The sequence below is a fragment of the Corynebacterium sp. p3-SID1761 genome, from assembly GCF_055862885.1.
Window position 1 is genome coordinate 1 of record NZ_JBSQBJ010000014.1, and the last position, 22446, is coordinate 22446.

General features: G+C 59.4%; 20 protein-coding genes. 12 read left to right on the forward strand and 8 right to left on the reverse strand.

Translation table 11 applies throughout. The annotated features are described in order from the left end of the window. Positions 1-47 precede the first annotated feature (47 nt). From ACWXWJ_RS07595 to ACWXWJ_RS07605, 3 genes are read right to left on the reverse strand one after another with little or no spacing between them, the layout of a single operon-like run. Complete coding sequence (locus tag ACWXWJ_RS07595) at positions 48-833, reverse strand: ABC transporter ATP-binding protein (RefSeq protein ID WP_293791424.1); 786 nt, start codon at positions 831-833, stop codon at positions 48-50. A 3-nt stretch (positions 834-836) separates the two neighbouring features. Beyond that, complete coding sequence (locus tag ACWXWJ_RS07600; RefSeq protein WP_473964040.1) at positions 837-2003, reverse strand: FecCD family ABC transporter permease; 1167 nt, start codon at positions 2001-2003, stop codon at positions 837-839. A gap of 4 nt (positions 2004-2007) precedes the next feature. Next, the gene (locus tag ACWXWJ_RS07605; RefSeq protein ID WP_273353725.1) at positions 2008-3189 is read right to left on the reverse strand and encodes an ABC transporter substrate-binding protein; all 1182 of its coding nucleotides are present in this window, start codon (positions 3187-3189) and stop codon (positions 2008-2010) included. A 200-nt stretch (positions 3190-3389) separates the two neighbouring features. Between ACWXWJ_RS07605 and obgE the strand changes: the two genes are divergently transcribed. The 3 genes from obgE to ACWXWJ_RS07620 are packed head-to-tail and all read left to right on the forward strand — an operon-like array spanning position 3390 to position 7623. After that, positions 3390-4901, forward strand: a complete 1512-nt coding sequence (gene obgE, locus ACWXWJ_RS07610) for a GTPase ObgE (RefSeq protein ID WP_473964041.1) — start codon at positions 3390-3392, stop codon at positions 4899-4901. A gap of 54 nt (positions 4902-4955) precedes the next feature. Then, complete coding sequence (gene proB / locus ACWXWJ_RS07615; RefSeq protein WP_293791418.1) at positions 4956-6299, forward strand: glutamate 5-kinase; 1344 nt, start codon at positions 4956-4958, stop codon at positions 6297-6299. Between the two features lie 19 nt (positions 6300-6318). Then, the gene (locus ACWXWJ_RS07620) at positions 6319-7623 is read left to right on the forward strand and encodes a glutamate-5-semialdehyde dehydrogenase (RefSeq protein ID WP_473964042.1); all 1305 of its coding nucleotides are present in this window, start codon (positions 6319-6321) and stop codon (positions 7621-7623) included. A gap of 58 nt (positions 7624-7681) precedes the next feature. Here the strand turns inward: ACWXWJ_RS07620 and ACWXWJ_RS07625 are convergent, their stop codons facing one another. Next, positions 7682-8524 (reverse strand): YwiC-like family protein, encoded by an 843-nt coding sequence (locus ACWXWJ_RS07625; protein WP_448307338.1) that lies wholly within the window; start codon positions 8522-8524, stop codon positions 7682-7684. 132 nt (positions 8525-8656) lie between these two features. Here ACWXWJ_RS07625 and nadD point away from each other — a divergent pair, with 132 nt between their 5' ends. From nadD to holA, 7 genes are all read left to right on the forward strand, one after another. Beyond that, positions 8657-9295 (forward strand): nicotinate-nucleotide adenylyltransferase, encoded by a 639-nt coding sequence (gene nadD, locus ACWXWJ_RS07630; RefSeq protein ID WP_293791467.1) that lies wholly within the window; start codon positions 8657-8659, stop codon positions 9293-9295. Between the two features lie 54 nt (positions 9296-9349). Then, positions 9350-9823, forward strand: a complete 474-nt coding sequence (rsfS, locus tag ACWXWJ_RS07635; RefSeq protein ID WP_293791415.1) for a ribosome silencing factor — start codon at positions 9350-9352, stop codon at positions 9821-9823. Positions 9824-9837: 14 nt separating this feature from the next. Next, positions 9838-10647 carry a histidine phosphatase family protein gene (locus tag ACWXWJ_RS07640; RefSeq protein WP_293791414.1) on the forward strand — a complete coding sequence of 270 codons (810 nt, stop codon included), beginning with the start codon at positions 9838-9840 and terminating at the stop codon, positions 10645-10647. 3 nt (positions 10648-10650) lie between these two features. Then, entirely contained in the window at positions 10651-11643 is a 993-nt protein-coding gene (locus ACWXWJ_RS07645) for a DegV family protein (protein WP_293791413.1), read from the forward strand. A gap of 134 nt (positions 11644-11777) precedes the next feature. Next, positions 11778-12698: a ComEA family DNA-binding protein gene (locus ACWXWJ_RS07650; protein WP_293791412.1), complete on the forward strand. Its 921-nt coding sequence runs from the start codon at positions 11778-11780 to the stop codon at positions 12696-12698. A gap of 133 nt (positions 12699-12831) precedes the next feature. Continuing rightward, the gene (locus ACWXWJ_RS07655) at positions 12832-14682 is read left to right on the forward strand and encodes a ComEC/Rec2 family competence protein (protein ID WP_473964043.1); all 1851 of its coding nucleotides are present in this window, start codon (positions 12832-12834) and stop codon (positions 14680-14682) included. Positions 14683-14717: 35 nt separating this feature from the next. Beyond that, positions 14718-15707 (forward strand): DNA polymerase III subunit delta, encoded by a 990-nt coding sequence (gene holA, locus ACWXWJ_RS07660; protein WP_473964044.1) that lies wholly within the window; start codon positions 14718-14720, stop codon positions 15705-15707. A gap of 18 nt (positions 15708-15725) precedes the next feature. On the opposite strand, the gene ACWXWJ_RS07665 is transcribed toward holA, so the two are convergent. From ACWXWJ_RS07665 to ACWXWJ_RS07675, 3 genes are all read right to left on the reverse strand, one after another. After that, on the reverse strand, positions 15726-16763 hold the full coding sequence (locus ACWXWJ_RS07665; RefSeq protein WP_473964045.1) for an ADP-ribosylglycohydrolase family protein: 1038 nt from the start codon (positions 16761-16763) through the stop codon (positions 15726-15728). Between the two features lie 201 nt (positions 16764-16964). Then, the gene (gene rpsT, locus ACWXWJ_RS07670) at positions 16965-17228 is read right to left on the reverse strand and encodes a 30S ribosomal protein S20 (RefSeq protein ID WP_005296442.1); all 264 of its coding nucleotides are present in this window, start codon (positions 17226-17228) and stop codon (positions 16965-16967) included. A gap of 230 nt (positions 17229-17458) precedes the next feature. Beyond that, a complete protein-coding gene (locus ACWXWJ_RS07675; protein ID WP_293791408.1) occupies positions 17459-18058 on the reverse strand; it encodes a type II toxin-antitoxin system PemK/MazF family toxin in 600 nt (199 codons plus the stop codon). A 116-nt stretch (positions 18059-18174) separates the two neighbouring features. Here ACWXWJ_RS07675 and lepA point away from each other — a divergent pair, with 116 nt between their 5' ends. Beyond that, the gene (gene lepA / locus ACWXWJ_RS07680) at positions 18175-20025 is read left to right on the forward strand and encodes a translation elongation factor 4 (protein ID WP_293791407.1); all 1851 of its coding nucleotides are present in this window, start codon (positions 18175-18177) and stop codon (positions 20023-20025) included. A gap of 2 nt (positions 20026-20027) precedes the next feature. Here the strand turns inward: lepA and ACWXWJ_RS07685 are convergent, their stop codons facing one another. Further along, on the reverse strand, positions 20028-21767 hold the full coding sequence (locus ACWXWJ_RS07685; RefSeq protein WP_473964046.1) for an FUSC family protein: 1740 nt from the start codon (positions 21765-21767) through the stop codon (positions 20028-20030). Between the two features lie 112 nt (positions 21768-21879). On the opposite strand from ACWXWJ_RS07685, the gene ACWXWJ_RS07690 reads away from it, so the two are divergent. Next, entirely contained in the window at positions 21880-22437 is a 558-nt protein-coding gene (locus ACWXWJ_RS07690) for a hypothetical protein (protein ID WP_473964047.1), read from the forward strand. Positions 22438-22446: the final 9 nt, after the last annotated feature.

A 22446-nucleotide genomic window follows, 5' to 3' on the forward strand; every position in this document is an offset into this window, starting at 1 on the left:
CGGGGCGTTTGAGGGTTAGGTATGGGGAGCCGCTAGGCAGGGCGGTATTACTCTTCGACGGGGCAAATGACGGGCGTGCTGTCATCATCCAGCACCTTCGCCCGCAGCCCGTATACTTCCTCTAGCAAACCTGGGGTAAGCACCTCGGAAGGCCGGCCCTGCGCCATGAGACGTCCCTGGTGGAGCACGATTAGACGATCACAGTAGCGTGCGGCGAGGTTGAGGTCGTGAATCGCAATCAGAGCCACGGAATCATTCTGGCTTACTTCACGGCGGATGAGCTTCAACAGCTCCACCTGGTGCCGCAGATCCAATGCGGACGTTGGCTCGTCAAGAAGAAGCACCTCAGGCTCGCGCACCAGCATCTGCCCGACGGCAACCAGCTGCCGCTGACCGCCAGAGAGCTCATGAACATGGCGTGATGCCAGGTGTGTAATGCCGAGGCGCTCCATCACCGAGGCTGCGAGCTCCTGGGCACGAGCGGCAGAGCTGCTTCCAGCGCCGCTGTGTGCAAACGCGCGCGACGAACGGCGAGTGGCCACGAGGATCGACTCGAAAGCCGTCAGGGTGGCGCTGGACAGCAAGTCCTGCGGCACATAGCCGATCGCCTCGCGCCGCGCGCCGCCAGTGAGTTCTTCGCCGTCGACGGTGATGCTACAGGTGCCTTGTGACGCCTTCTGTATCCCTGCGATCGTTTTCACCAGGGTGGACTTGCCAGCGGCGTTAGGCCCCAAGAGGCCCGTAATCGTTCCCGGCTCGAAGCCGGAAGCCGATACTCCCTTCAGAACAGGGCGTTTGCCATAACGGACATGAATGTCGTCGAGAGTGAGCATGAATTAAGACCCCCAGAGAGTGCGTCGGCGAGCAAAGATCAGCACGAGGAAGAAGGGCACGCCAACCAGGGAAGTGATGATCCCGATCGGTACGGCAACACCCGGAACGATCGTAATGGAGACTGCGTGGGCGGCTGCCAGCAGTAGAGCACCGGCGGCCATAGAGGCAGGAGCGAAGTAACGCTGATCCTCGCCTACAAGCATGCGTGCTACGTGTGGGCCAACCAGGCCGATGAAGCCGATCACGCCAGCAAAAGCCACCGCGCTGGCTGCCAACAGTGAAGACACGACCAGGGTGGAGACGCGCAGGCGCTGGACGTTGATTCCCAGTGCAGCCGCTCGGTCGTCGCCCAACCGCAATGCGGTGAGCTTCCACGAGTTAAAGATTGTGAACGGGATTGCAATTGCCAGGGATCCCAGGATGATCGCGTTAGAGGTCCAAGTAGCGCGCTGCAAAGAGCCCATTGTCCAAAAAACGATCTGCTGCAAAGCCTCAGTGGTCGCGCGGTACTGCATTAAGGAGAGCAGTGCCTGGAACAGGAAAACAAGGGCAATGCCTAAGAGGATCATCGATTCGGCGCTGGCTCCGCGCCAGACGGCGGCGCCAGCTACGACGAAGACCGCGATCAGCGAAGTTACCCACGCCACGGCGGCGAGGTTGAATTGCGGGTTTGCCAGTACGGTCCAGCCCATAACGATCGATGCCGCACCACCAAAAGCCGCCGCCGCGGAGATTCCCAGGGTGAACGGCTCGGCAAGAGGGTTATCCAGAATGGTCTGCATATGTGCTCCAGAAAGCGACAGTGAAGCTCCGATGAGCACTGCCATAACTGCAGCTGGCAGTCGTAGGTTCCACAGCACTGTGCAGGTGGTCTCGTCTACGCCATCGGGATTAAAAAGCCCATTCCACAGCTCGGAGAGGCTGAGGTCGATTGGGCCAACAATGGTGGCGATGGCAAAAGCCACCAGCGCTGCGATCGTCAACGCGACGATCGCTAGAATTTTGCGCCGGGACTGACGGCGATAGTGCTGGATAACCTCGCTGGCTGCGGGAGCAGCGCCGGATTCCGCATCGCCGTTTGCGCTTACAACCGGGGTTACGTCTGACGATTCGGTGGCTTGGGCGGCTTGCGCTGCCGTTTCTTCTTCTGAGGTAACAAGGTGAGACATGGCGTTAGCTCTTGATTGACGTGAAGAACGTTCCGGAATATTCAAACGGGAGCCACTCCTTGTGGAAGTCAGCGAAGTCGCGCTGTGGATCGAGATCCTTGAAGGTCTCCGGCTGGAGCCACTTGGCGAATTGCTCGAGAGCGAACACGTTCAGCGGAGAATCGTAGAACTGGTGATAAACCCCGTGTAGCTTGCCTTCCTTAGGAGCCTTTAGAGCTGTGAAGCCTGGAGTTTCCAGAAGACCTTGGAGCGTCTTCTCGGAGACGTTGGGCTTAGCTTTGTAGCCGAGCTCCACGTGGGGGAGGACCTCCGGCTTCTCCGGGTCCTTAGCCCAGGCGCCGCCGGTGGCGATGATCTGCTCGGGCTGTTCAGAAATGATCTTCTCTGCGGTCAGGTCACCAGATTCGGACTCCAGCAGGCTGTCGCCCAGGTTTTCGCCACCGGCGGCGTTCACGAGGTCGCCGAGGTTGGATTCCTTCACCGTGGCGCAGCAATCCTTCATTCCTGCCGCCTGCCACACCAGTGTCTTTGGTTTGTTCTTTGCGGCGCTGGCGCGGTCGGTGATGTCCTTGACCTTGGCGCTGTAGAAGTCGTTGAACTCCTTGGCCTTGTCTTCCTTGCCAAAGAGCTGACCGTAGAGATCCATAGTCTTCGTGGTGTTCTCCAGTGGCTTTTGGCGGAAGTCGGTGAACACATACTTCAGGCCGGCCTGGTCCATTTTTGTCAGCAGGCCGGATTCTTCGGCAGCTTTCTTGTGATCCAGGGTGAGCACGGTGACATCTGGTTTGTGGGATAGCAGACTTTCTACGCTCACGTCGCCCTGTGCGATATTGCCCACCGTCGGTAGATCCTTTAAATCTTTATGTGTTGCAGCAAGTTTCTCCTCATAGGAGGGGGCAGCCTTGTGCAGGTCGGAGCCGATCGCCACGACTTTTTCCATGGGATCCTCCTTATTGAGGATGGAGGTGGCGAACAGGCCGCGGCCTTCTGCGAGAAGGATTCTTTCTGGTTTGTGGTCGAAGCTGACCTGGCGGCCAGTGACGTCAGTGACCGTGACTGATCCACCAGCTCCATTCGCGTCAGAGTTAGAATCAACTACTCCTGACGCACCGCAGGCTGCGAGTCCCAGTGCGAGGGTAGCTCCAATGACTCCTGCGCAGAGCTTGCGCAGAGGAGAAAAACGCATAGTGAGTCCTTTACGTGGGGGTGAGTAGGCCAACAAGAACATAAAGCTAGCCAACCCTTACTGAATGCAAGGGTAGGCTAACTATAAATCATGATCGTGGCAAGGAAAAATAAAGAGCCGCGGAAGCTGTTCTTTAGGTTGATGTTGAAATCCCCTATAGACTCGGAGCTCGAAGATTCAATTGGGGTGAAAGGAACGTCATGCCACAATTCGTTGATCGCGTAGTGCTGCACCTGCAGGCCGGTGACGGTGGCCACGGCTGTGCCTCCGTTCACCGTGAAAAGTTCGTACCCCTCGGAGGCCCCGATGGCGGCAACGGTGGCCACGGCGGGGACATCATTTTGGAAGTCTCTCCCCAGGTCCATACCCTCCTGGACTTTCACTTCCACCCCCATATCAAGGCTCCGCGCGGAAACAACGGCGCCGGTGATCACCGCCACGGCGCCCGCGGTGAAGATCTTGTGCTCCAGGTTCCCGAGGGAACAGTCGTACTGAACTCAAATGGTGAAGCAATTGCGGACCTGACTGGCAAGGGAACGCGGATGATCGTCGCCGCGGGTGGGCACGGTGGACTGGGAAACGCGGCGTTGGCGTCCAAAAGCAGAAAAGCCCCAGGATTCGCGCTACTCGGTGAGCCTGGCGAGACCAAAGACATCACCCTAGAGCTTAAGTCCATGGCCGACGTCGGACTGGTGGGTTTTCCCTCGGCGGGTAAGAGTTCACTGATTTCCGTGCTCTCCGCAGCTAAGCCAAAGATCGCGGACTACCCATTTACGACTCTGGTTCCCAACCTGGGTGTGGTGAACCTCGGCCACGAGGTTTTCACCATCGCCGACGTTCCGGGCCTTATCCCCGGCGCCAGCGAAGGCAAGGGACTGGGGCTGGACTTCTTGCGCCACATCGAGCGCACCGCGGTTCTGGCTCATGTTGTCGACGCCGCCTCGCTCGAAGCAGACCGCAATCCCGTAGCTGACATCAAGGCGCTGGAAAAAGAACTGGCGAACTATCAGGAGGAGCTGGCGAGCGACTCCGGGTTGGGTGACCTGCGTGAGCGTCCCCGCGTCATCATCCTCAACAAGATGGACGTGCCAGATGCTTCGGACATGGCCGACCTACAGGAAGAAGAGCTTAAAGAGTTCGGTTGGCCGATCTTCCGCATTTCCACCGTTGCGCATCAAGGACTTGATGCACTGAAGTATGCGCTGATGGATATTGTGAAGGCCCATCGCAAGGCGCATCCCGTGGAGGAGAAGCCGGCACAGGTCATTACCCCGAAGGGGCTGCGAAAGCGCAGCGGTGGACGCTTTGCCGAGTTCGAGGTCGAAGTCGATCCATCCTCCGAAGATGCCTACATTGTGCGCGGCGAGAAGATTGAGCGGTGGATCCGCCAAACCGACTTCGAAAACGACGAAGCCGTCGGCTACCTTGCCGACCGTTTGGCGAAGGCAGGAGTGGAGCAGGAACTCTACAAGGCTGGCGCCGATGCCGGCAGCGAGGTCACGATCGGCGAGATCACGTTCGAATGGGATCCGCAGACCGCCGCTGGTGTGGACGTTATGCGCAGTGGGCGTGGCACCGATGCACGCCTTGAGCAGACCACCCGCGCTACTCCGGAAGAGCGCAAGCGTGCTTCCCAGGCCCGTCGTGGCCTCATCGATGAGAATGATTTTGGTGATGGGGAAGTCGCAGAGCGCGAGCGTTGGCAGGGGTAGTCGCCTTGCGCTAATCCGCACAAGGTGCGAGCGGGGGCTGGCATACTGGGTTGTATGTCATCCTCCGATTCCGACTTTGAAGCCGAAAAAGAGTTCAGTTCAGCCCAGTCCGCGTTTAGCTACGCCGGACCGGGGGAGGTGACCCCCGAACCCGTGGCGCCTGTGCCCACCTACGGTCAGAGGCCGGTGCACGAACCGGGGCCGGTGGTTCCTGCGACGTCGATCGAGTTTCCCGAGCCAGAGGCCGATGAAGATGACCCGGCGATGGGCCACAATTCCGATGTCCGTAGCGACATCGCTCATGCCCGCCGCCTCGTGGTAAAGATTGGCTCCTCCTCGCTGACCGATGATGAGGGTCGGGTTGACCCGAATCAGATCGACATGATCGCCGATGCACTGGAAGCGCGAATGGCGCGCGATACGGACGTCATTGTCGTATCCTCTGGCGCGGTGGCCTGCGGAATGGGGCCGCTGGAACTCTCACAACGCCCCACCGACTTGGCTACAAAACAGGCAGCCGCATCCGTCGGCCAAGTGCTGCTGGCTCAGGAATGGGCGCGAAGCTTCGCCCGTTACGGCCGAACTATCGGCCAGGTTCTTCTTACTGCTTCCGACGCCGCAGAGCGCGACCGTGCCCGTAATGCCCAGCGCACCATTGACCGCTTGCGCCAGCTCAAGGCTGTGCCGATTGTCAACGAGAACGATACGGTTGCGACGTCCGAAATGCGCTTCGGCGATAACGACCGCCTGGCTGCGCTCGTGAGCCACTTGGCCTTCGCGGATGCCTGCGTTCTGCTATCCGATGTGGATGGCCTTTATGATCGCAACCCAGCCGAGCCAGGCGCGCAGTTTATCGCTGAAGTGAGGACTTCCAAGGATCTTAAAGGCGTAGCGGCTGGCGATGGTGGGCGACTGGGAACCGGCGGTATGGCCGCGAAGGTATCTGCAGCTCGCCTTGCCTCCCGCGCAGGCGTGCCTGTGTTGCTAACCTCGACGGAAAACATCGGTGCCGCACTGGATACTGCAGAGGTTGGAACTTGCTTCTGGCCGGATCAGGATCGCCTGAGTGCCTGGAAGTTCTGGGTGCTCTACGCAGCGGATTCCCATGGTCAGCTACACCTGGACGCCGGCGCGGTACGTGCCGTAACAGAGCGCCACAAGTCCCTGCTTTCCGTGGGAATTACCAAGGTCGATGGTGACTTCTCGCAGCGGGATGTGGTGGATCTGGTCGGCCCGGACGGCAAGATCGTTGGCCGTGGCGAAGTTGCCTACGATTCCGCCATGCTGCACGACTTGATCGGCCAGTCAACCTCCGACCTGCCGGAGTTCGCCCGCAGGCCGGTGGTACACGCCGACTACATGTCCCATTATTCGAACCGAGCGCAGCTCAAGGGCTAGTTCGCTAGCATGGGTTGGTATGACAAACTCCAACGACGCTAAAGAGAACACTCTGTCCCCGGAACGTCAGGCAGAACGTGACGAAGTTCTAGCCAAGGCCAAGAAGGCCAAGGAGGTTAGCTCCCAGCTGCTGCTCAATACCCAGCAGAAGAACGATCTGCTGGCCGCAGCTGCTGACGCGCTGGAGGCCAACGCGGCGGATATCATCGCCGCCAACGAGAAGGACATCGAAGCCGGCAAGGAGCGCGGCTTTGCCGACTCCCTGCTGGATCGTCTGGCTCTGGATACCGAGCGTATTGCCGGCATCGCCGGAGGATTGCGACAGGTCATCGGCTTGTCCGACCCGGTGGGCGAGATCGTCCGCGGACACACCCGCCCCAACGGCCTGCGTATGAAGCAGGTGCGCGTACCTCTCGGCGTGATGGGCATGGTCTACGAGGCTCGCCCCAACGTCACCGTTGATGCTTTCGGCCTGGCCATCAAGTCCGGTAACGTGCCACTGCTGCGCGGCTCCAAGTCTGCTCGCCACACCAATGAAAAGCTGGTGCAGATCCTGCAGGACGTCGCAGAGGCCCACGACCTGCCTCGCGAGCTGGTGCAGCTGCTGCCGTGTGACACTCACGATTCGGTGCAGGATCTCATTACCGCTCGGGGTCTGGTGGATCTCGTCATTCCGCGTGGTGGAGCCGGGCTAATTAACGCGGTTGTGCTGGGTGCGACAGTCCCGACCATTGAAACCGGCACCGGAAACTGCCACTTCTACATCGACTCCTCGGCGGATATCGAGGAGGCGACGAAGCTCGTCATCAACGGCAAGACCCGTCGCTGCTCCGTGTGCAACGCCACCGAGGTTCTGCTGCTGGATTCCGCCCTGCCGGATCCGGATAAGATCTATGTTCTGGAAGAGCTGCAGAAGGCAGGCGTAACCCTGCACGGCGAGAAGAAGCAGCTGGATCCGTTGATCAACGATGTTGTCCAGGCCGAGGAGAGCGACTGGACCGACGAATACCTCAGCTTCGATATCGCCGTTGCCATCGTCGATGGTGTAGAGGAAGCCGTAACGCACATCAATCGCTTCGGTACCAGCCACACGGAGGGCATTGCTGCCCGCGATTACAAGACCACCTGCTACTTCGAGCAGTACGTCGACGCAGCTGCTGTTTCTATCAACACTTCTACCGCCTGGACGGATGGAGAGATGTTCGGCTTCGGCGCGGAGATCGGCATTTCCACCCAAAAGCTGCACGCCCGCGGTCCGATGGGGCTGCCGGAACTCACGAGCACCAAGTGGATCATCAACGGCGAAGGCCAGGTACGCCCATAGCCGTCTGGTTGTGACGCCTACTTTTCCGTTTGAGAAGTGGGCGTCACAAAAAAGACAGCTACACCACGAGCGTTAAGCTCGCACCGAGAGCCAGAACCAGACACAGCGGAACCTCCCACATGCCAACCTTCTTAGGCGTCCACTCGCGGGGGTTAGCCTTCGCGATCGGTGGCACAAGCTTGGCGCGTAGGGTAGCTGCGGCCATGAGCAGGATCATCAGCGGTGCGCTGGCCGTATAGCCACCGTCCAACGCCGCTGCGGTGGCAGTGATCAGCGTGACCAGCAACGCGATACGGTGATAGCGCAGGGAAATGCGCTCGAAGGGGGCATTATCGCGCTCGCGGATGATCGTCTTGACGTAGAAGATCGTGCCAGTGAAATAAAGGCCAATGGTCAATGTGGTTACCCAGACCGCCACTGGAGCTTCGCTGAAGAACCACGGCAGGATGGAAAAGCCACTGGCAGAGACTGCAACGATGTACATCAATGCGCTCGCGATCGTGGTGGCTATGCCGGACATGAGGCTGCGGGGGCGCCGTCGAAAAACCTCCATGAGGGCAATGGCGATCAACGGCACGAAGGCAACTGTCCACCACAGCAGCCGTGGCTGCAGATAGAGAACGATTGCGGCGAACGTGGCCGTCAGCGCGCCGTAGGTCAGAGTCGGCCACAGATAAGCACGACGTCGCGTCGGGTTGCGAGTCTTGAACCACAAACCAAAGGCGAAATAGGTGAAGTACCCGAAGATCCAGGCCAGTGGCATGAAAGTTAGCGCCAACCACTGGACGGGATTGCCATAGGACGGTGCAATGACGTCAGCGGTGATTAGCCCCGTGACAATAGGAAGGAAAAGCATTGCCCACGCGCCGTGCTGGTTCGGAACCCAAGGATTGGTTCTCATCGCTAGATCGGACACTCCTTGCGCTTTGACCTATAATTTTGGGCAATCGTTCGCCCGTACCCCTCCAGATTAGAATCTTCCGAACGGAAAGAAAAAGACCTGGTGAAGGAAGTTGAGAAGGTAGAAACAACAGTGCAAAAGACCACCACACAGCCCACCCGGGTCGGCATCATGGGTGGCACGTTCGACCCGATCCACAATGGGCACCTGGTTGCTGGTAGCGAGGTTGCGGACCTTTTCGACCTGGATGTGGTGGTTTTTGTACCGACCGGACAGCCATGGCAGAAAAGGCACAAGCGGGTATCTGCGGCCGAGGACCGATACCTCATGACCGTCATTGCGACGGCCTCCAACCCGCGCTTCCTGGTATCCCGTGTGGATATCGACCGTGGCGGGGATACGTACACCGTGGACACCCTTGCTGATATTCGCGCCCAATACCCTGAAGCCGAGCTGTTCTTTATTACCGGTGCAGATGCGCTGCAGAAGATCGTCACATGGCGGGACTGGGAGAAGATCTTCGATCTAGCGCACTTCGTGGGAGTGACTCGCCCCGGCTACGAACTACCCAAGGGTGATGACGATAGCGATGACCCGCTGTCGAAGGAAGTATCGGCGGGGCGCCTGTCCTTGGTCGAGATTCCTGCGATGGCCATTAGCTCCACCGACGTGCGGGAGCGGGCTACCAGTGGACGCCCAGTGTGGTACTTGGTGCCCGATGGCGTGGTGCAGTACATCGCCAAGCACGGCATGTACGTTTCCAGCGAATAGCTGGTGGGTTGCTAAACTGGATTTGTTTTTAACCAATAATGAAGGGCTGATTTTTTGACTGCCACCGCAGAATCTATCGCGCTCGCCGGAGTGGCGGCGCGCGCAGCGGCTGAGAAGCTGGGGGAGGACATCCTGGTTCTCGATGTCTCGGATCGCTTGGCCATCACCGACGTATTCGTCATCGTCAGTGGCGATAATGAGCGCATGGTTAACTCCATCGTCGACGAGGTGGAGTACGAAGTGGGCCAAGACGGGCCAAAGCCGACTCGCCGCGAAGGTCGCGGCGAAGGGCATTGGGTGTTGTTGGATTATGGCAATGTTGTAGTGCATGTGCAGCGCAAGCAAGAGCGCGAATTCTACGCACTGGATCGTCTGTGGCGAGACGCCCCACAGATCGAGGTGGAAGGCGTGGAGCAGCTGGATCGCGGCGGCAACTGGGATGCCGACGTAGACGTGGACGTGCTGGAAGCCACTAGCATTGACGACCTTCCGTTGGCCGGGCCTGCCCCGGACGCGGACGAACTCTAAGCGCCAGGCCGTTCATGCGTGAGCGCAGGGTCTACTTGGTCCGTCACGGGCAGACGGAATATAACGCCACGGGGCGTATGCAGGGACAGCTGGACACCGATCTTTCTCAAGTGGGAGTACAGCAGGCCAAGGTGACGGCGCAGATGCTAGGGGACAAGCGGATTGCGCGGGTCATCTCCAGCGACTTGCGCCGCGCCTACGATACTGCGCTGATCCTTGCTGAGCCTTTCGGTTGCGAGGTTACGACCGACGTGCGTTTGCGGGAGACGGATCTGGGGCAATGGCAGGGCGCCTCGCGCGAGGACGTTGACCGTGAGTTTCCAGGGCAACGGGCTTATTGGCGCCATGATCCACAGTGGGCACCGCCGGGAGGCGAGACGCGCTTGGAGGTTGCGGAGCGAGCAAATGCCGTGATCGAGGAGATCATGGCTACAGACACGTTTGATGAAGGCGATGTGATGATCGTTGCCCATGGTGGGACGATCGGTGCTTTGACCGCACGCCTGCTGGATCTGCCGGTGCGTTACTACCCGGTATTCACTGGCCTGGGAAATGCTTGCTGGTCACAGTTGCTGGCTCGCCCGCGTTTTACCGGCGAGGCCAAGGGCACTACTCCGGTGGCCGTCGACGGTTCAACGGTGCCTCTGGTTGCTTCCACCCGTGAGGACTGGTGGGTGCTTCCGCAGTGGCATCTGGAGGGGTGGAACCTTGGCGTAGCCACCGACGCAAGCCCGGATGAGGGGGCGCTGCCAGGTGGTTCTTCTAGTTCTTTGGGTAGCGACGCCACCACTTCCTCTGTGCGCGATTCCAGCGAAGGTAGGTAGGAAGTGACTGTCCAGATTGTCACTGATTCCTCTTGCTGTCTGCCGGAGGATGTAGCTAAAAAGGCCGGCATAACGGTCCTGGATCTTCATGTTGAGGGCGAGGGTGAAGAACAAACCACCTCGAGTCTCAGCTCCTTGGAGCTGACCGCGAGCTATGCCCGGCTTTTGGAGCGCGGCGGGGATGAAGGCGTGCTGGCGCTGCACCTTTCCAAGCAGCTTTCCGCAACCTATGCCAATGCTTGCGTTGCTGCAGGAGTGTTCGACGGTCAGGTACGGGTTCTGGATACGAAGAATATCGGCATGGTGTTGGGCTTTGCCGCTTTAAATGCCGCCGAGGCTGCGCAACAGGGGGCGGATCTGGATGCTGTGGTGGCGGTGGCCGAGGAGTCACTGCAGAATTCTTCGCTGTGGTTATACGTCCATCAATTGGACGTGCTCCGCAAGGGTGGACGACTGTCGGTGGGGCAGGCGCTCCTGACCTCTACGCTCGCGATTAAGCCGATCCTGCAGCTGGCCGAGGGAAAATTGACGCTGGCAGCTAAAACCCGCACCCAGGCCAAGGCCATGGATCGGGTGGTGAATTTCGTTCGCCGACTAGTGATAGACGAGGCAGTACAGGCCAGTGGGAACCCTCGGGCCGTTCACATCGCCGTGCACCATAGCGATGCCGAGGAGCAGGCCGTGGATCTATCGGCGCGGATCGGGGAGATGGTGGAGGATCTCAACCAGCTCAAGGCACCAACTGAGCAACCAGAGCCGCGCCCGCATGGTCTGCGCAGGCAGGTTCGCATAGAGACCTGGAAGTCGTTACCGCAGGTAGAGGTACGCATTGTTAACATCCCCGAAGTGCTGCAGTTGCACGTGGGGCAAGGCGCACTGGGGGTGGCGGCGACCATGCAGGGAAAGGCCGAACTAACTGAGTCTGCTGAGGCTAACGAGCCCGCAGACAAGACGAACACTGACAAGAAGAGCACAGACAAGAAGAAAGCGGACTGACCCCTTAGCGAAAGCGTAGTGCGTCGGTCACTGTTTTCCACAGGCTGCACGTTTTCCACAGCCCTCTGGGCTTTTGCTGTTGGCAAGCTGTCATGCAAGGCCACGATGCCTAACTCGTATGGTGTGCTCGGCGCATGTCTACACGACGAATGCGGCAGAGTTCCGTAGAAAAAGTACGCGCACGCGCTGAAGCGTTGGCCCAGCCAATGCCTGAGCATGAACTCTCCAATGTCGATTTGGACACCCATGCAGTCATTGGCGGAAGAGCCTCCCGGGCACTGATCGGGCTCGTTGTAGTGGCGGTACTGATTTGCGTGACGCTGTTCGCCTGCCAGCGCGGGGGTGAGAATGGTGCGTCGGAAGCGAGCGGAACCGAACTTCTTGCAGGCACTAGTGGGCCGGCTGTTGGTGCTTCAGGAACCTCACCCGCCCCTGTGGTACAAGGTGTTGAACAGTCGGAACATGTCCCCGGTGGCATGGGCGATGGCCAAGGAAGCGCTGGGGGAGCTGGAGCAGATGACAAGGGCGACGAACAGGATGTTGTAGTCAGCGTGCAGGGGATGGTGCGCCGTCCTGGCCTGCTGAGGTTGAAGTCCAGTACGCGCGTAGGGGAAGCGATTGAGGCCGCCGGTGGAGGACTGCCAAAGTCGGTGGTGTTAGGCATCAACCTCGCTGAACCCGTCGGCGATGGTATGCAGATCGTGGTGGATGATCGCGGTTCGCGAGTGGTCTACGCAGGCGGAGCCGTCTCCGCACCGGGAGGCGCCGGGGCGAAGGGCGCTAGCGCCGGTAATGCGGGCACTGCTGGAAATACGGGGAACGCAGGGGGTAGAGGTGGCACAGCGGGCGCGGAGGGTGCAGAGGGCAAGGTGAACCTCAACACCGCGGATTCCACACAGCTGGAAACAATCAGCGGTATCGGCCCAGCAACAGCCGAGGCCATCATCGCCTGGCGCGATTCCAATGGCCCTTTTACCAGCGTGGAGCAGCTTTTGGAGGTCCGAGGGATCGGACCTGCGAAGTTCGAGGCAATGCGCGATGCCGTTACCCTCTAGAAAGTCGACATCCCCGGCGTTCCGTCGATCCCAGGGATCCGCAGGCGCTGAGCTGTTTCTGCCGAGGTCAGCTACTCCAGATCCTTTCACTCCAGAGCCATTCACTCCGGAGGCGGTCACCAAAGCTCGGGGTATGGATTTGCGGCTCGTGCCGGTTGCCCTTGCGTGCTGGCTGATGGCCGCCGCGATCATCCTGACCCGCAGCTCTTGGCCTCTCGCGTTTGGCAGCGTAGTCACGGTCATGAGCGTTGCAGGGTGGCTTTATCTTCGCAGGAGCTTGCGCGGGCGACCGTGGCGGATGCTCCCGCGAAGCGTTGCTGTTGTCGGTGCCACCGCCAGCACAGTCGGGCTGGGTACGTGGTTGCGGATCCTACTTATTGACGCTCAACTGCAACTGCGAAACCTCTCCTCAGGCACAGGCAGTGTGCGGGAGAGCGTGTCTGTGGCCGGATTACCGAAACAGGTGGCGGAGGGAACGGTGATGGTTCCCGTGAACGTGCATGGTCTAGGCGAGGTGCCGCTCTTCCTACGCCCGGATTTGGCTGAGGCGGGTAACGGAACACTCAGCGATTTCACTGAGCTGCAACCCGGAATGAGCTTCGACATCGCAGCCACCGCACGCCCCAGCCAAGGCGCGGAGATGCTTCCCATCACCCTCTCGGCCACGCGTGCACCGGAGAATATCACTGGTCCGGAAGAGCTGTGGCGCATCACCAGCTGGTTGCGCTCCAGCTTTCATGGATTGTGCGCTGATTTGCCGTGGGATACCGGAAAGATTCTGCCTGGCATGGTGATGGGGGATGTCAGCATGCAAGATTCCACATTGCGCAATCAATTCACCGTCACTGGGCTAAGTCACCTCAGCGCGGTTTCTGGCTCCAATGTCGCAGTGGTTACTGGCGCCGCCCTGGTTCTAGCAACGGCATGTAAAGCGGGACGGCTTACTCGGCTGGCGGTAGCTGGGGTGGCCCTGGTGGCTTTCGTGCTGCTGGTCGGGCCGGAAGCAAGTGTTCTGCGGGCGGCCATTATGGGCAGTGTTGGGCTGGTCGCCGTAGCCTCCGCCCGGTGGACGGATGTGATCGCCTCTCTCTGCGCGGCGGTGATTCTGCTGATGGTGATCTTTCCGGAGATGTCAATCAGCTATGCCTTCGTGCTGTCTGGTGCAGCGACGGCGGGAATTGTTGTGGTGTTGCCATGGTGGTCAAAAGCCGTACTGGCACGTATGCCACTGATTCCATGGTTTTCCATAAACGGCCATCCCACACAGTTGCAGGCGATGCTGGTGCGCATGGTGTTGGTGGCCATCGCTGCGGATCTTGTAACCATACCGATCATCATTCACATGACAGGCAAAGTTTCGTTGGTAGCCGTGGCATGCAATTTGGCGGTGACAGCGGCGGTTCCCATCATTACTGTGCTGGGTCTGGCGGCCGCGCTCGTGGCCGCGATCTACCCGCCGGTGACGGCACCGTTGGCCACGATCATCATTGCCCCAGCCGTGCCTTGTGCAGCCTGGATTCTACGGGTGGCAAGCATTGGCTCCAGTGTCCCGATGCTCGCCACCCCAGGTGGATGGACGTGGGCAGGTGTGGCTACCGGATTGCTTGCATTGCTGTTGCTCAGCGTGCGTTTCTTTCGGCACTGGCGCAGACTTCGGTGGTGCTGGGCAACGGTGCTATGGGGCCTAGTGATATTGGGGGCATGGGGACGAGGGGGCGTCCTAAAGCTAGAAAGACCAGAAACACCCGCAGCGCTTGTGAGTGGGCCGATAGAACTTGGCGACAAAATCGTGATTCGGGTGCGCGATGATGCGCAGGCATTGCGGCAACAGCAAGAAATAGAGGTGGCAGTGGGGAGAGCCGGCGGAACAGGAAAGGTCGCGGTGATAGTAACGCAGTGTGGCAAACCCCACGACAGACCAAGTTTTATGCCCAATGGGGTACCGGTGTACTACCCATGCACAGACAACCTAGAGATCCGTTAGGGATCCATGGGCGGGGATCTGGCAAGATCGAACCTATGAATGTGCCCGCCGCTGCGCCCGCCCCTGAGCACCCCGCATCCATCAACATGATCGTCGGGGGCGACGACTTCCTCGCCGAACGGCGCAGGCAAGGCATTGTAGAACAGGCACGGGCAGCCAGCGGGGATCCGAACTTACCAGTAGAGATGCGTAAAGCCTCGGAACTCAGTGCCCCTGAGCTGGCCGAACTGCTCAGCCCCAGTCTGTTCGCCGAAGACCGCATCGTGGTGGTCACCGGCGTAGAAGACACGGGGAAGGAGATCATCGGACTGCTTGAGCAGGCCATTAAAGACCCGGCAGATGGCGTGGTGTTGATCATCGTGCACACCGGCAAGGGACGCAACAAGAAACTCGTGGACAGCTGGCCGAAGCTTGGTGCCGTGGTATTCCAAGCCGGGGAGCTAAAAGGCCGCGAGCAGCTGGCATTTATCGACCAGGAATTCCGCTCTCAGGGTGCGCGCGTGACCCGCGAAACATGTGAACTTTTGCTTGACGTGGTTGGAAGTGACCTGCGGCAGTTGGCCAGCGCCATCAGCCAGCTCATCGCTGATACCGACGGGCAGGTCGATGCAACCGCAGTGAAGCGGTACTACCAAGGGAAAGCCGAGGTCAGTGGGTTTGAGGTTGCCGATTATGCCATTGCCGGAAACGTCCGAGCCGCCGTGGCTTTGGCGCGCCGGGCGCTTCAGTTGGGAGTGGCTCCGGTCCTTCTTGCGAGCGCGCTAAGCTCCGCCGTGGCGGATATTGCGAAGGTAGCGGGTGTCGGAAATATTAACTCCCGCCGCGATGCGGCGAAGTTTGGCATGGCACCGTGGAAGTTGGACAAGACTATCCGCACTGCGCGGCGCTGGACCACCCCCATGATCGCCCAGGCGGTGCAAATCACAGCAAACCTGGATGCAGGTGTGAAAGGCCATAGCGCCGACCCCGACTATGCCGTGGAGGACGCCGTGCGCCAGATCGCACACATTGCAGGGCGACGTTAGCGCAGGTGTGCCTGGGGATTAGCGCAGGTTAAAGCCCTTCCACAAGCCACAGTGAACCGCGTCATCATAGCGGGTTTCAAAATGGTACTCGCGCGAACTCTCCCAGTCGTCCACTCCGCCTTCCAGGTGGGAGCCGATTAGCGCACCAGTCAGCGACGTGCGGGTATTGCGGTTTCCCGGCCAGTTAACTGCCACATGCAGGAAATCATGCGGGGCGTACTGTTCTCGGTGATCCAAGTACAACTGCGTCAGCAGCAGGGCAGAAGCCGTGCAGGAACCTGCGTCCCACCCCTGGCCGAGGATTTGCACAAACTTCCTGCGGTGCCGGTACAGCTCCTCAAAATCTCCCTGCTCCAGGAACGGATGCAGATGCTCACACACAGCATCCACGCGGGAAATCAACTCGCTTAGCGGCACATCAGGACCGGTCAGATCCGTAATAAGTGCCGTATCCAGATCCTTGAGGATGTCGGATTTTTCCTCGTTTGTCAGCAGATTGTCGTTGTCGAAGTTTTCATCACCGGCCAGACCCCCGGCCACGTCCAAGAGATTGGTGCCTTTTCGGGCAGACATCAGGCAGGCCATTACTGCACACGCAGCGCGAGCCACACCCGAATCATGGGTAATCACGCCCTGGAGCACCGACCAGCCGACGCCCTGATCCGACGGGGCTAGCAGTGCGCTTGCGGCCACACGCATCACGGCACCTGCGCCTCCGGAGTGCGAAGCCACATCGTCCCAGTGCTCGGCACCGAGTTGGCTTAGACGATCCAGCGATTCGGTCGTCGAAGCGCCGGGGGAGCGATCGTAGTCCGGGTCGGCGTGATAGTTGATGAACTGCTGACCGATGGCCTGCATGCCTTCCTCACGATCCAGGTTGTCCCGGTCGATGTCCAGCATCGCGGCGCAGAGAGCCAGCGTCATTTGCGTATCGTCGCTGATAACCAGCTGCTCCGGCAGCGGGGTGCGATCCGGCTGCGGTGGGTTTTGGTACGGGTAGCCCCATGCATCGCCCAAAGCGGTGCCGAGCAGGGCTGAGCGGAAGCGATCCTTCATCCCTTTGTCGAACTCCTTCGAAAACTAAAACTTAAGGCTCACAATCCTGGATAGCTAGATCACTAGCTTAGGGCATAATGAAAACCCGCACCCAGGCAAGGTGGTTGCTGTTGCAGCTTTGTGACGCAACATCTCAACCCCGTGTAGAAGATGCGGGTTATTTTTACGCAAAGAGCGGGTGGAAACCTTTGAAAAGGATCCTTAAGCCATCTTGTTGAAGCGAGCGGCCATGCCGGACTTCTTGTTAGCCGCGTTGTTGCGGTGGATGGTGCCCTTGGTGACAGCCTTGTCGTAGAAGCGGGAAGCGACGCGCAGCTGTGCCTCTGCGGCTTCCTTGTCGCCAGCCTCAACGGCGGCGTTGAACTTGCGAGTCTCGGTGCGCAGACGGGAGCGGATAGCCTGGTTGCGCTTGCGAGCGATCTCGTTGGTGAGAACGCGCTTCTTCTGCTGCTTGATGTTTGCCATGGTGGCGTGCCTCTTCTTTCAAAAAGTCTTCGGTAAAAATGTTCTGTTCATCAGGGAAACGGGCTCCCTCAACGGCCTCGCGATCTCTAACATCCCACCCAAGGTCCTGCGGGATGCGGCGTGGCCTGCAGTGCAGACGCTAGGCGCCCAGTAGCGGAGTTACTCTGGATAGCACCGTGAACTCGAAAAATGTTAGCAGTTGGTGATTGGAAAAGACAAAATCCCGCCAGTTAGCTCCAGCCATAAACTTGCCGCAGCTCATTGGCGACACGTTCAAAGCGGCGGGCGGGCAGTGGAATGCCCCGGCGTTGGATTAGTGTTTCCGGCACTTCCAGCACCTTATCCATACGAACCCAGCTATCCCTATCTGCATCCGAGCTCCACGGGCCGGTGCCTACGGGGATCCAGTTGGCTTGGTTACCGTAGTCGTCTCGGGAGGAAATCAGAAGGGTGAGTAGACGGTGGTGGTTGCGTCCTACCACCAGCACCGCACGCAGCTCCGGGATCATGCCCTTCTTTGGTCGAATATTTGCCCAGACGACTTCGCCTGCGTCGGCCTGACCGTCCATATCGGGGACATAAGTTACTGCACGGGCAAGGTCCCGGCTGGGGGTTTTGATGGTCTCTTCGCGCGAATTCATCGCCGCCGCGAACTGTCCACCCATGCCCAGGTGGGTATGGAGCTCCCCGATGCCACGTTTCAGCGCCTTCTTGCGCGTGAAGTGGTGAATATAAAACTGTTGGAAGAATTCTGCGATGGCCCCGAAGAGATTGTGTGATTTCCCACGTGGGGGCGTCACTTTCATATCACTTGCTTCCGAACCAGACATGGATAAAAGATTACCTGAACAAAACACTTCCAGGTAGCCAGGTGGCAGCTAAACCCCGTCTGCTACTTCTGGGTAGATACATAGTAGGGTTACGCGTAAGCGAAAGAGGAGGGCAAATGGCAGCCAAGCAGAAGAATTACGCCACACAGACGTTTACGGATCCCGAGAGGATTCGTAACTTCTGCATCATTGCCCACATTGACCATGGCAAGTCGACCCTGGCCGACCGTATCCTGCAGATGTCCGGCGTGGTCGAAGATCGCGATATGCGCGACCAGTACCTGGACAACATGGATATTGAGCGCGAGCGTGGCATCACTATCAAGGCACAGAACGTACGCCTGCCGTGGGTGCCGAAGACCGGTGCGCACGCGGGCGAAGAGCTAGTGATGCACCTGATCGATACGCCCGGCCACGTGGACTTTACCTATGAGGTCTCCCGCGCCCTCGAAGCGTGTGAGGGATGCATCCTGCTGGTCGATGCGGCCCAGGGTATCGAGGCACAGACGCTGGCGAACCTGTACCTGGCGATGGAAAACGATCTGGAAATCATTCCGGTTCTGAACAAGATTGACCTGCCAGCAGCAGATCCAGAAAAGTACTCCCTGGAACTTGCCCACATCATCGGCTGCGAGCCAGAAGAAGTGCTGCGCGTATCCGGCAAGACTGGCGAGGGCGTGCCGGAGCTCCTGGACAAGGTATGTGAACTGGTGCCACCGCCAGTGGGTGATGCCGATGCCCCGGCCCGTGCCATGATCTTCGACAGTGTGTACGACATCTACCGCGGTGTGGTGACGTATGTACGCATGATGGACGGTCGGCTGGAATCGCGCCAGAAAATCCAGATGATGAGCACTGGCGCGACCCACGAGACGCTAGAGATCGGCGTGGTTTCCCCGGAGCCGACGAAGACCAAGGGCCTGGGCGTGGGCGAGGTCGGTTACATCATCACTGGTGTGAAGGACGTCCGTCAGTCCAAGGTCGGTGACACGATTACCTGGGCCACCAACGGTGCCGAGGTGCCGCTGAAGGGTTACCAGGAGCCAACCCCGATGGTGTACTCCGGTCTGTTCCCGATCAGCGCCGATCAGTACCCGGATCTGCGCGAAGCCATCGAAAAGCTGCAGCTCAACGATGCATCCCTAACCTTTGAGCCAGAGACGTCGGTAGCCCTGGGATTTGGTTTCCGCTGTGGCTTCCTCGGGCTGCTGCACATGGAAATCACCCGCACACGCCTGGAACGCGAGTTCGGCCTGGATCTGATCTCCACTGCGCCGTCAGTGGTCTACCGCGTGGTGAAGGAAGACGGCAAGGAAGTGTACGTTCGCAACCCCTCGGATTGGCCGGGTGGCAAGATGCGCGAGGTATATGAGCCGATCGTGAAGATGACCGTGATCGTGCCCTCGGAGTTCTTGGGCTCCACCATGGAACTGTGTCAGTCGAAGCGCGGCCAAATGGGCGGCATGGACTACCTGTCCGAGGACCGCGTGGAGCTGCGTTACACCATGCCGCTGGGCGAGATTATCTTTGATTTCTTTGACCAGCTGAAGTCCCGCACGAAGGGCTATGCCTCGCTGAACTATGAAGAAGCCGGCGAGCAGCTGGCCGACCTGGTGAAGGTGGACATCCTGCTGCAAGGCGACCCCGTGGATGCGTTCAGCGCAATCGTGCACCGCGACAACGCGCACTGGTACGGCAACAAGATGACGGTGAAGCTGAAGGAACTGATCCCGCGCCAGCAGTTCGAGGTGCCGGTGCAGGCCGCTATCGGTTCCAAGATTATCGCCCGCGAGAACATCCGTGCCCTGCGCAAGGACGTGCTGTCCAAGTGCTATGGCGGCGATGTGTCGCGTAAGCGCAAGCTGCTGGAAAAGCAAAAGGAAGGCAAGAAGCGCATGAAGGCCATCGGTTCGGTCTCTGTGCCGCAGGAGGCCTTCGTTGCTGCGCTGTCTACCGACGCCGACTAGGCTCAGTCCAGCTGCCGTACCGCCGCGGCCAGGCGGTTCAGCTCGTTGAGGGAGAGATCTTCGTCCCCATGCGCATTGCAATAATCCAACAGAGTGTACCCGGTGAGCTGTAGCTGGTTGTGCTTAGCCCACAATTGCCGCGCATAGGTGGAGTTGTTGTTAATCATCTTCATCATGTGCTTGCGTTCGCTGAGCAGCTCGAATTGCAGATCACGGCGTGCGTAGAGCGCGCGATCTGGCGGGGTGATCAGCAACGCGCCCAGCAGTGCACCCATTGCCGCTTCGCAATGGCCTACCAGGCGGCGGTGATAGTGGGCGTCAGATGTAGTGCGCCAGAGCCACAGGAAGATAAACGAGCAGATAACCGCAACGCACACTTCGGCGAGGCGATCGACGACCACGTCGCCGAGCGGGCGTTCCATTGAGTTGCCCATCATCAGTGCCATGGGGGTGGTGAAGATGACGGTGAAGGCATAGTTCTTGGCAATGAAGAACTCGGCGGCGAATTGGCAGATGGCCAGCAGGAAGAGCAGCAATAGGCCGTCGATGTGGAAGGCGTGGGCGATGGAGAACAGCCCAATGCCCAGCACGGAGCCGAGCAGGCGATGCAGTCCGCGGATGGTGCCGGGGACCTTCTCGGGTCCCCATTGCAGGATCAATAGGGCAGTGATTACACCCCAGTCAGGGCGGTCTAGCCCCAGCCAGATTGTGGCGGCGCAGGAGGTGAGGCTGGCGAGCACAACCTTTTCCATGCTGAGCTCTGCCTGGCTATGGATGTTTAGCGACCGGCCGAAGCGGTATTTCACAGATGGCTGGTGGTGTGGGATGGCAATGCGGGTGGGGTCGACCATGCCGTTGGTATCGGAGAAGTCTTCGTCCGTATCTACGTAGCCGGTCCGGGCGCTGATGGCCATGAGCTGTTGACGGGCACGTTGGACTTGTACCACCAGGTCACGTTGTGATTCCCGGATCACCTTGCCCGCGGAGACAATGCCTGCGCCCATCAGTGCCGACCAGGCCTCGGAAAGGGAAGTGCGGGCAAGGTAGTAGTTGCCAGGGGTCGGGTCTTGGTCGAAATCCGCCACCGCGCTGTTGAGCGTACGGATGGCCTGCTGCTCTGGGCCGTGAGGATTGAATAGGGCAGGGAACATGCCCACGATCACGGCGACGAACGCACCAAACAAACTCCAGCCGCCAATGGCCAGGGGGTTTAGGTCGCTGCGGGCAATCATCGTCGCGCCGCCGGAGACCATGACAATGAAGAATCCGCCCGGTGGTGGCAGGCGCAGTGCGTTCTGAGTGTAGGTGAACACGCCCGAAAGGAAGGTGCAGTACAGGCCCGCGATCATCAGCCACCAGTGTGAGCCACCGGAATCCAGGTGCTCCCACATCATCTTGCCCAGCCAAGCAGCGATGGTGGGGCAGGCAGCTAGCAGCGTGGCGGAGAAAAGCATCACCTTTAGGCGTGTGCGATAGGGCAGATTACCGCCGTAGATCACGGTAAATGCACCGCCAGCGACCAGCAGCATTGCATCGCTTAACCCTAGTGACCAGGCGATCGTGCCGGGAATCAGCAGTGACAGTGCCGCTCGCAGTCCACCAGCCCAGCCCGCCGCCTTCGAGTTGAAGGTGGTAAACAGCTCCCACGCACTTGGGCGATGGGGGATGGGGAATTCCGCGGGGTTCTGTGGGGGCTTTGGGTTGAGCGGGGTGGGTTGCTTGTGGGGGCTGGTTTGATTCACTGCGGTGGTGGTTTTCCTTGTCTGAGGCTGCGAATAAAGACATTCACAGTGTAAACCCCGTAATCGAACGATGAGCTGTGGGATGTCCAGAGCGGTGTTTACACTTAATTGCATGAGCTACAAAGAGCCGCAACGCTATGGCGAGTGGGATAGCCGGGGTAGCCGGGAGAACAAGGATTACCTCGCTGGCTGGATGCCGGATGCTGATCCACACGATGGGCAGGTTGCGCGTACTTCTGATGAGCAGGACCTGGAAGCTCGTCGTATTCGGTTGTCAAGGTACCGTCCGAACGCTGCAAAGAAGATTGCGGCGTGGCTGGCTTTGATCCTGGGAGTGATGATGCTCTTCGGGATCCTCTTCGGCTCCTTGGAGGAAGCCAGTGGGGGTCTAAGAGTAATCTTCGCCGTGTTGTACTTCCTCATATTCGCTGGCCCGGCGCTGTACTGGATGTATGCGAACAAACGCGATACGGAGGCGGTGCGGGAATGGGCCGCTACGGAAGGGAACTACCGAGAGGTGTGGGAATCCTTCGACCCTGCAACAAAGTCCGCTTTCGCCCGGCCGGCTCAGGCCGAAGAGTTGCCTCTGTTGCCGAAACGTCCTTGGCTGTGGATTTGGATTGCGGAGTTCGTACTTATCACCGCCGTGGGCACACTGACCCCCGCTTAGCTGTCGCCA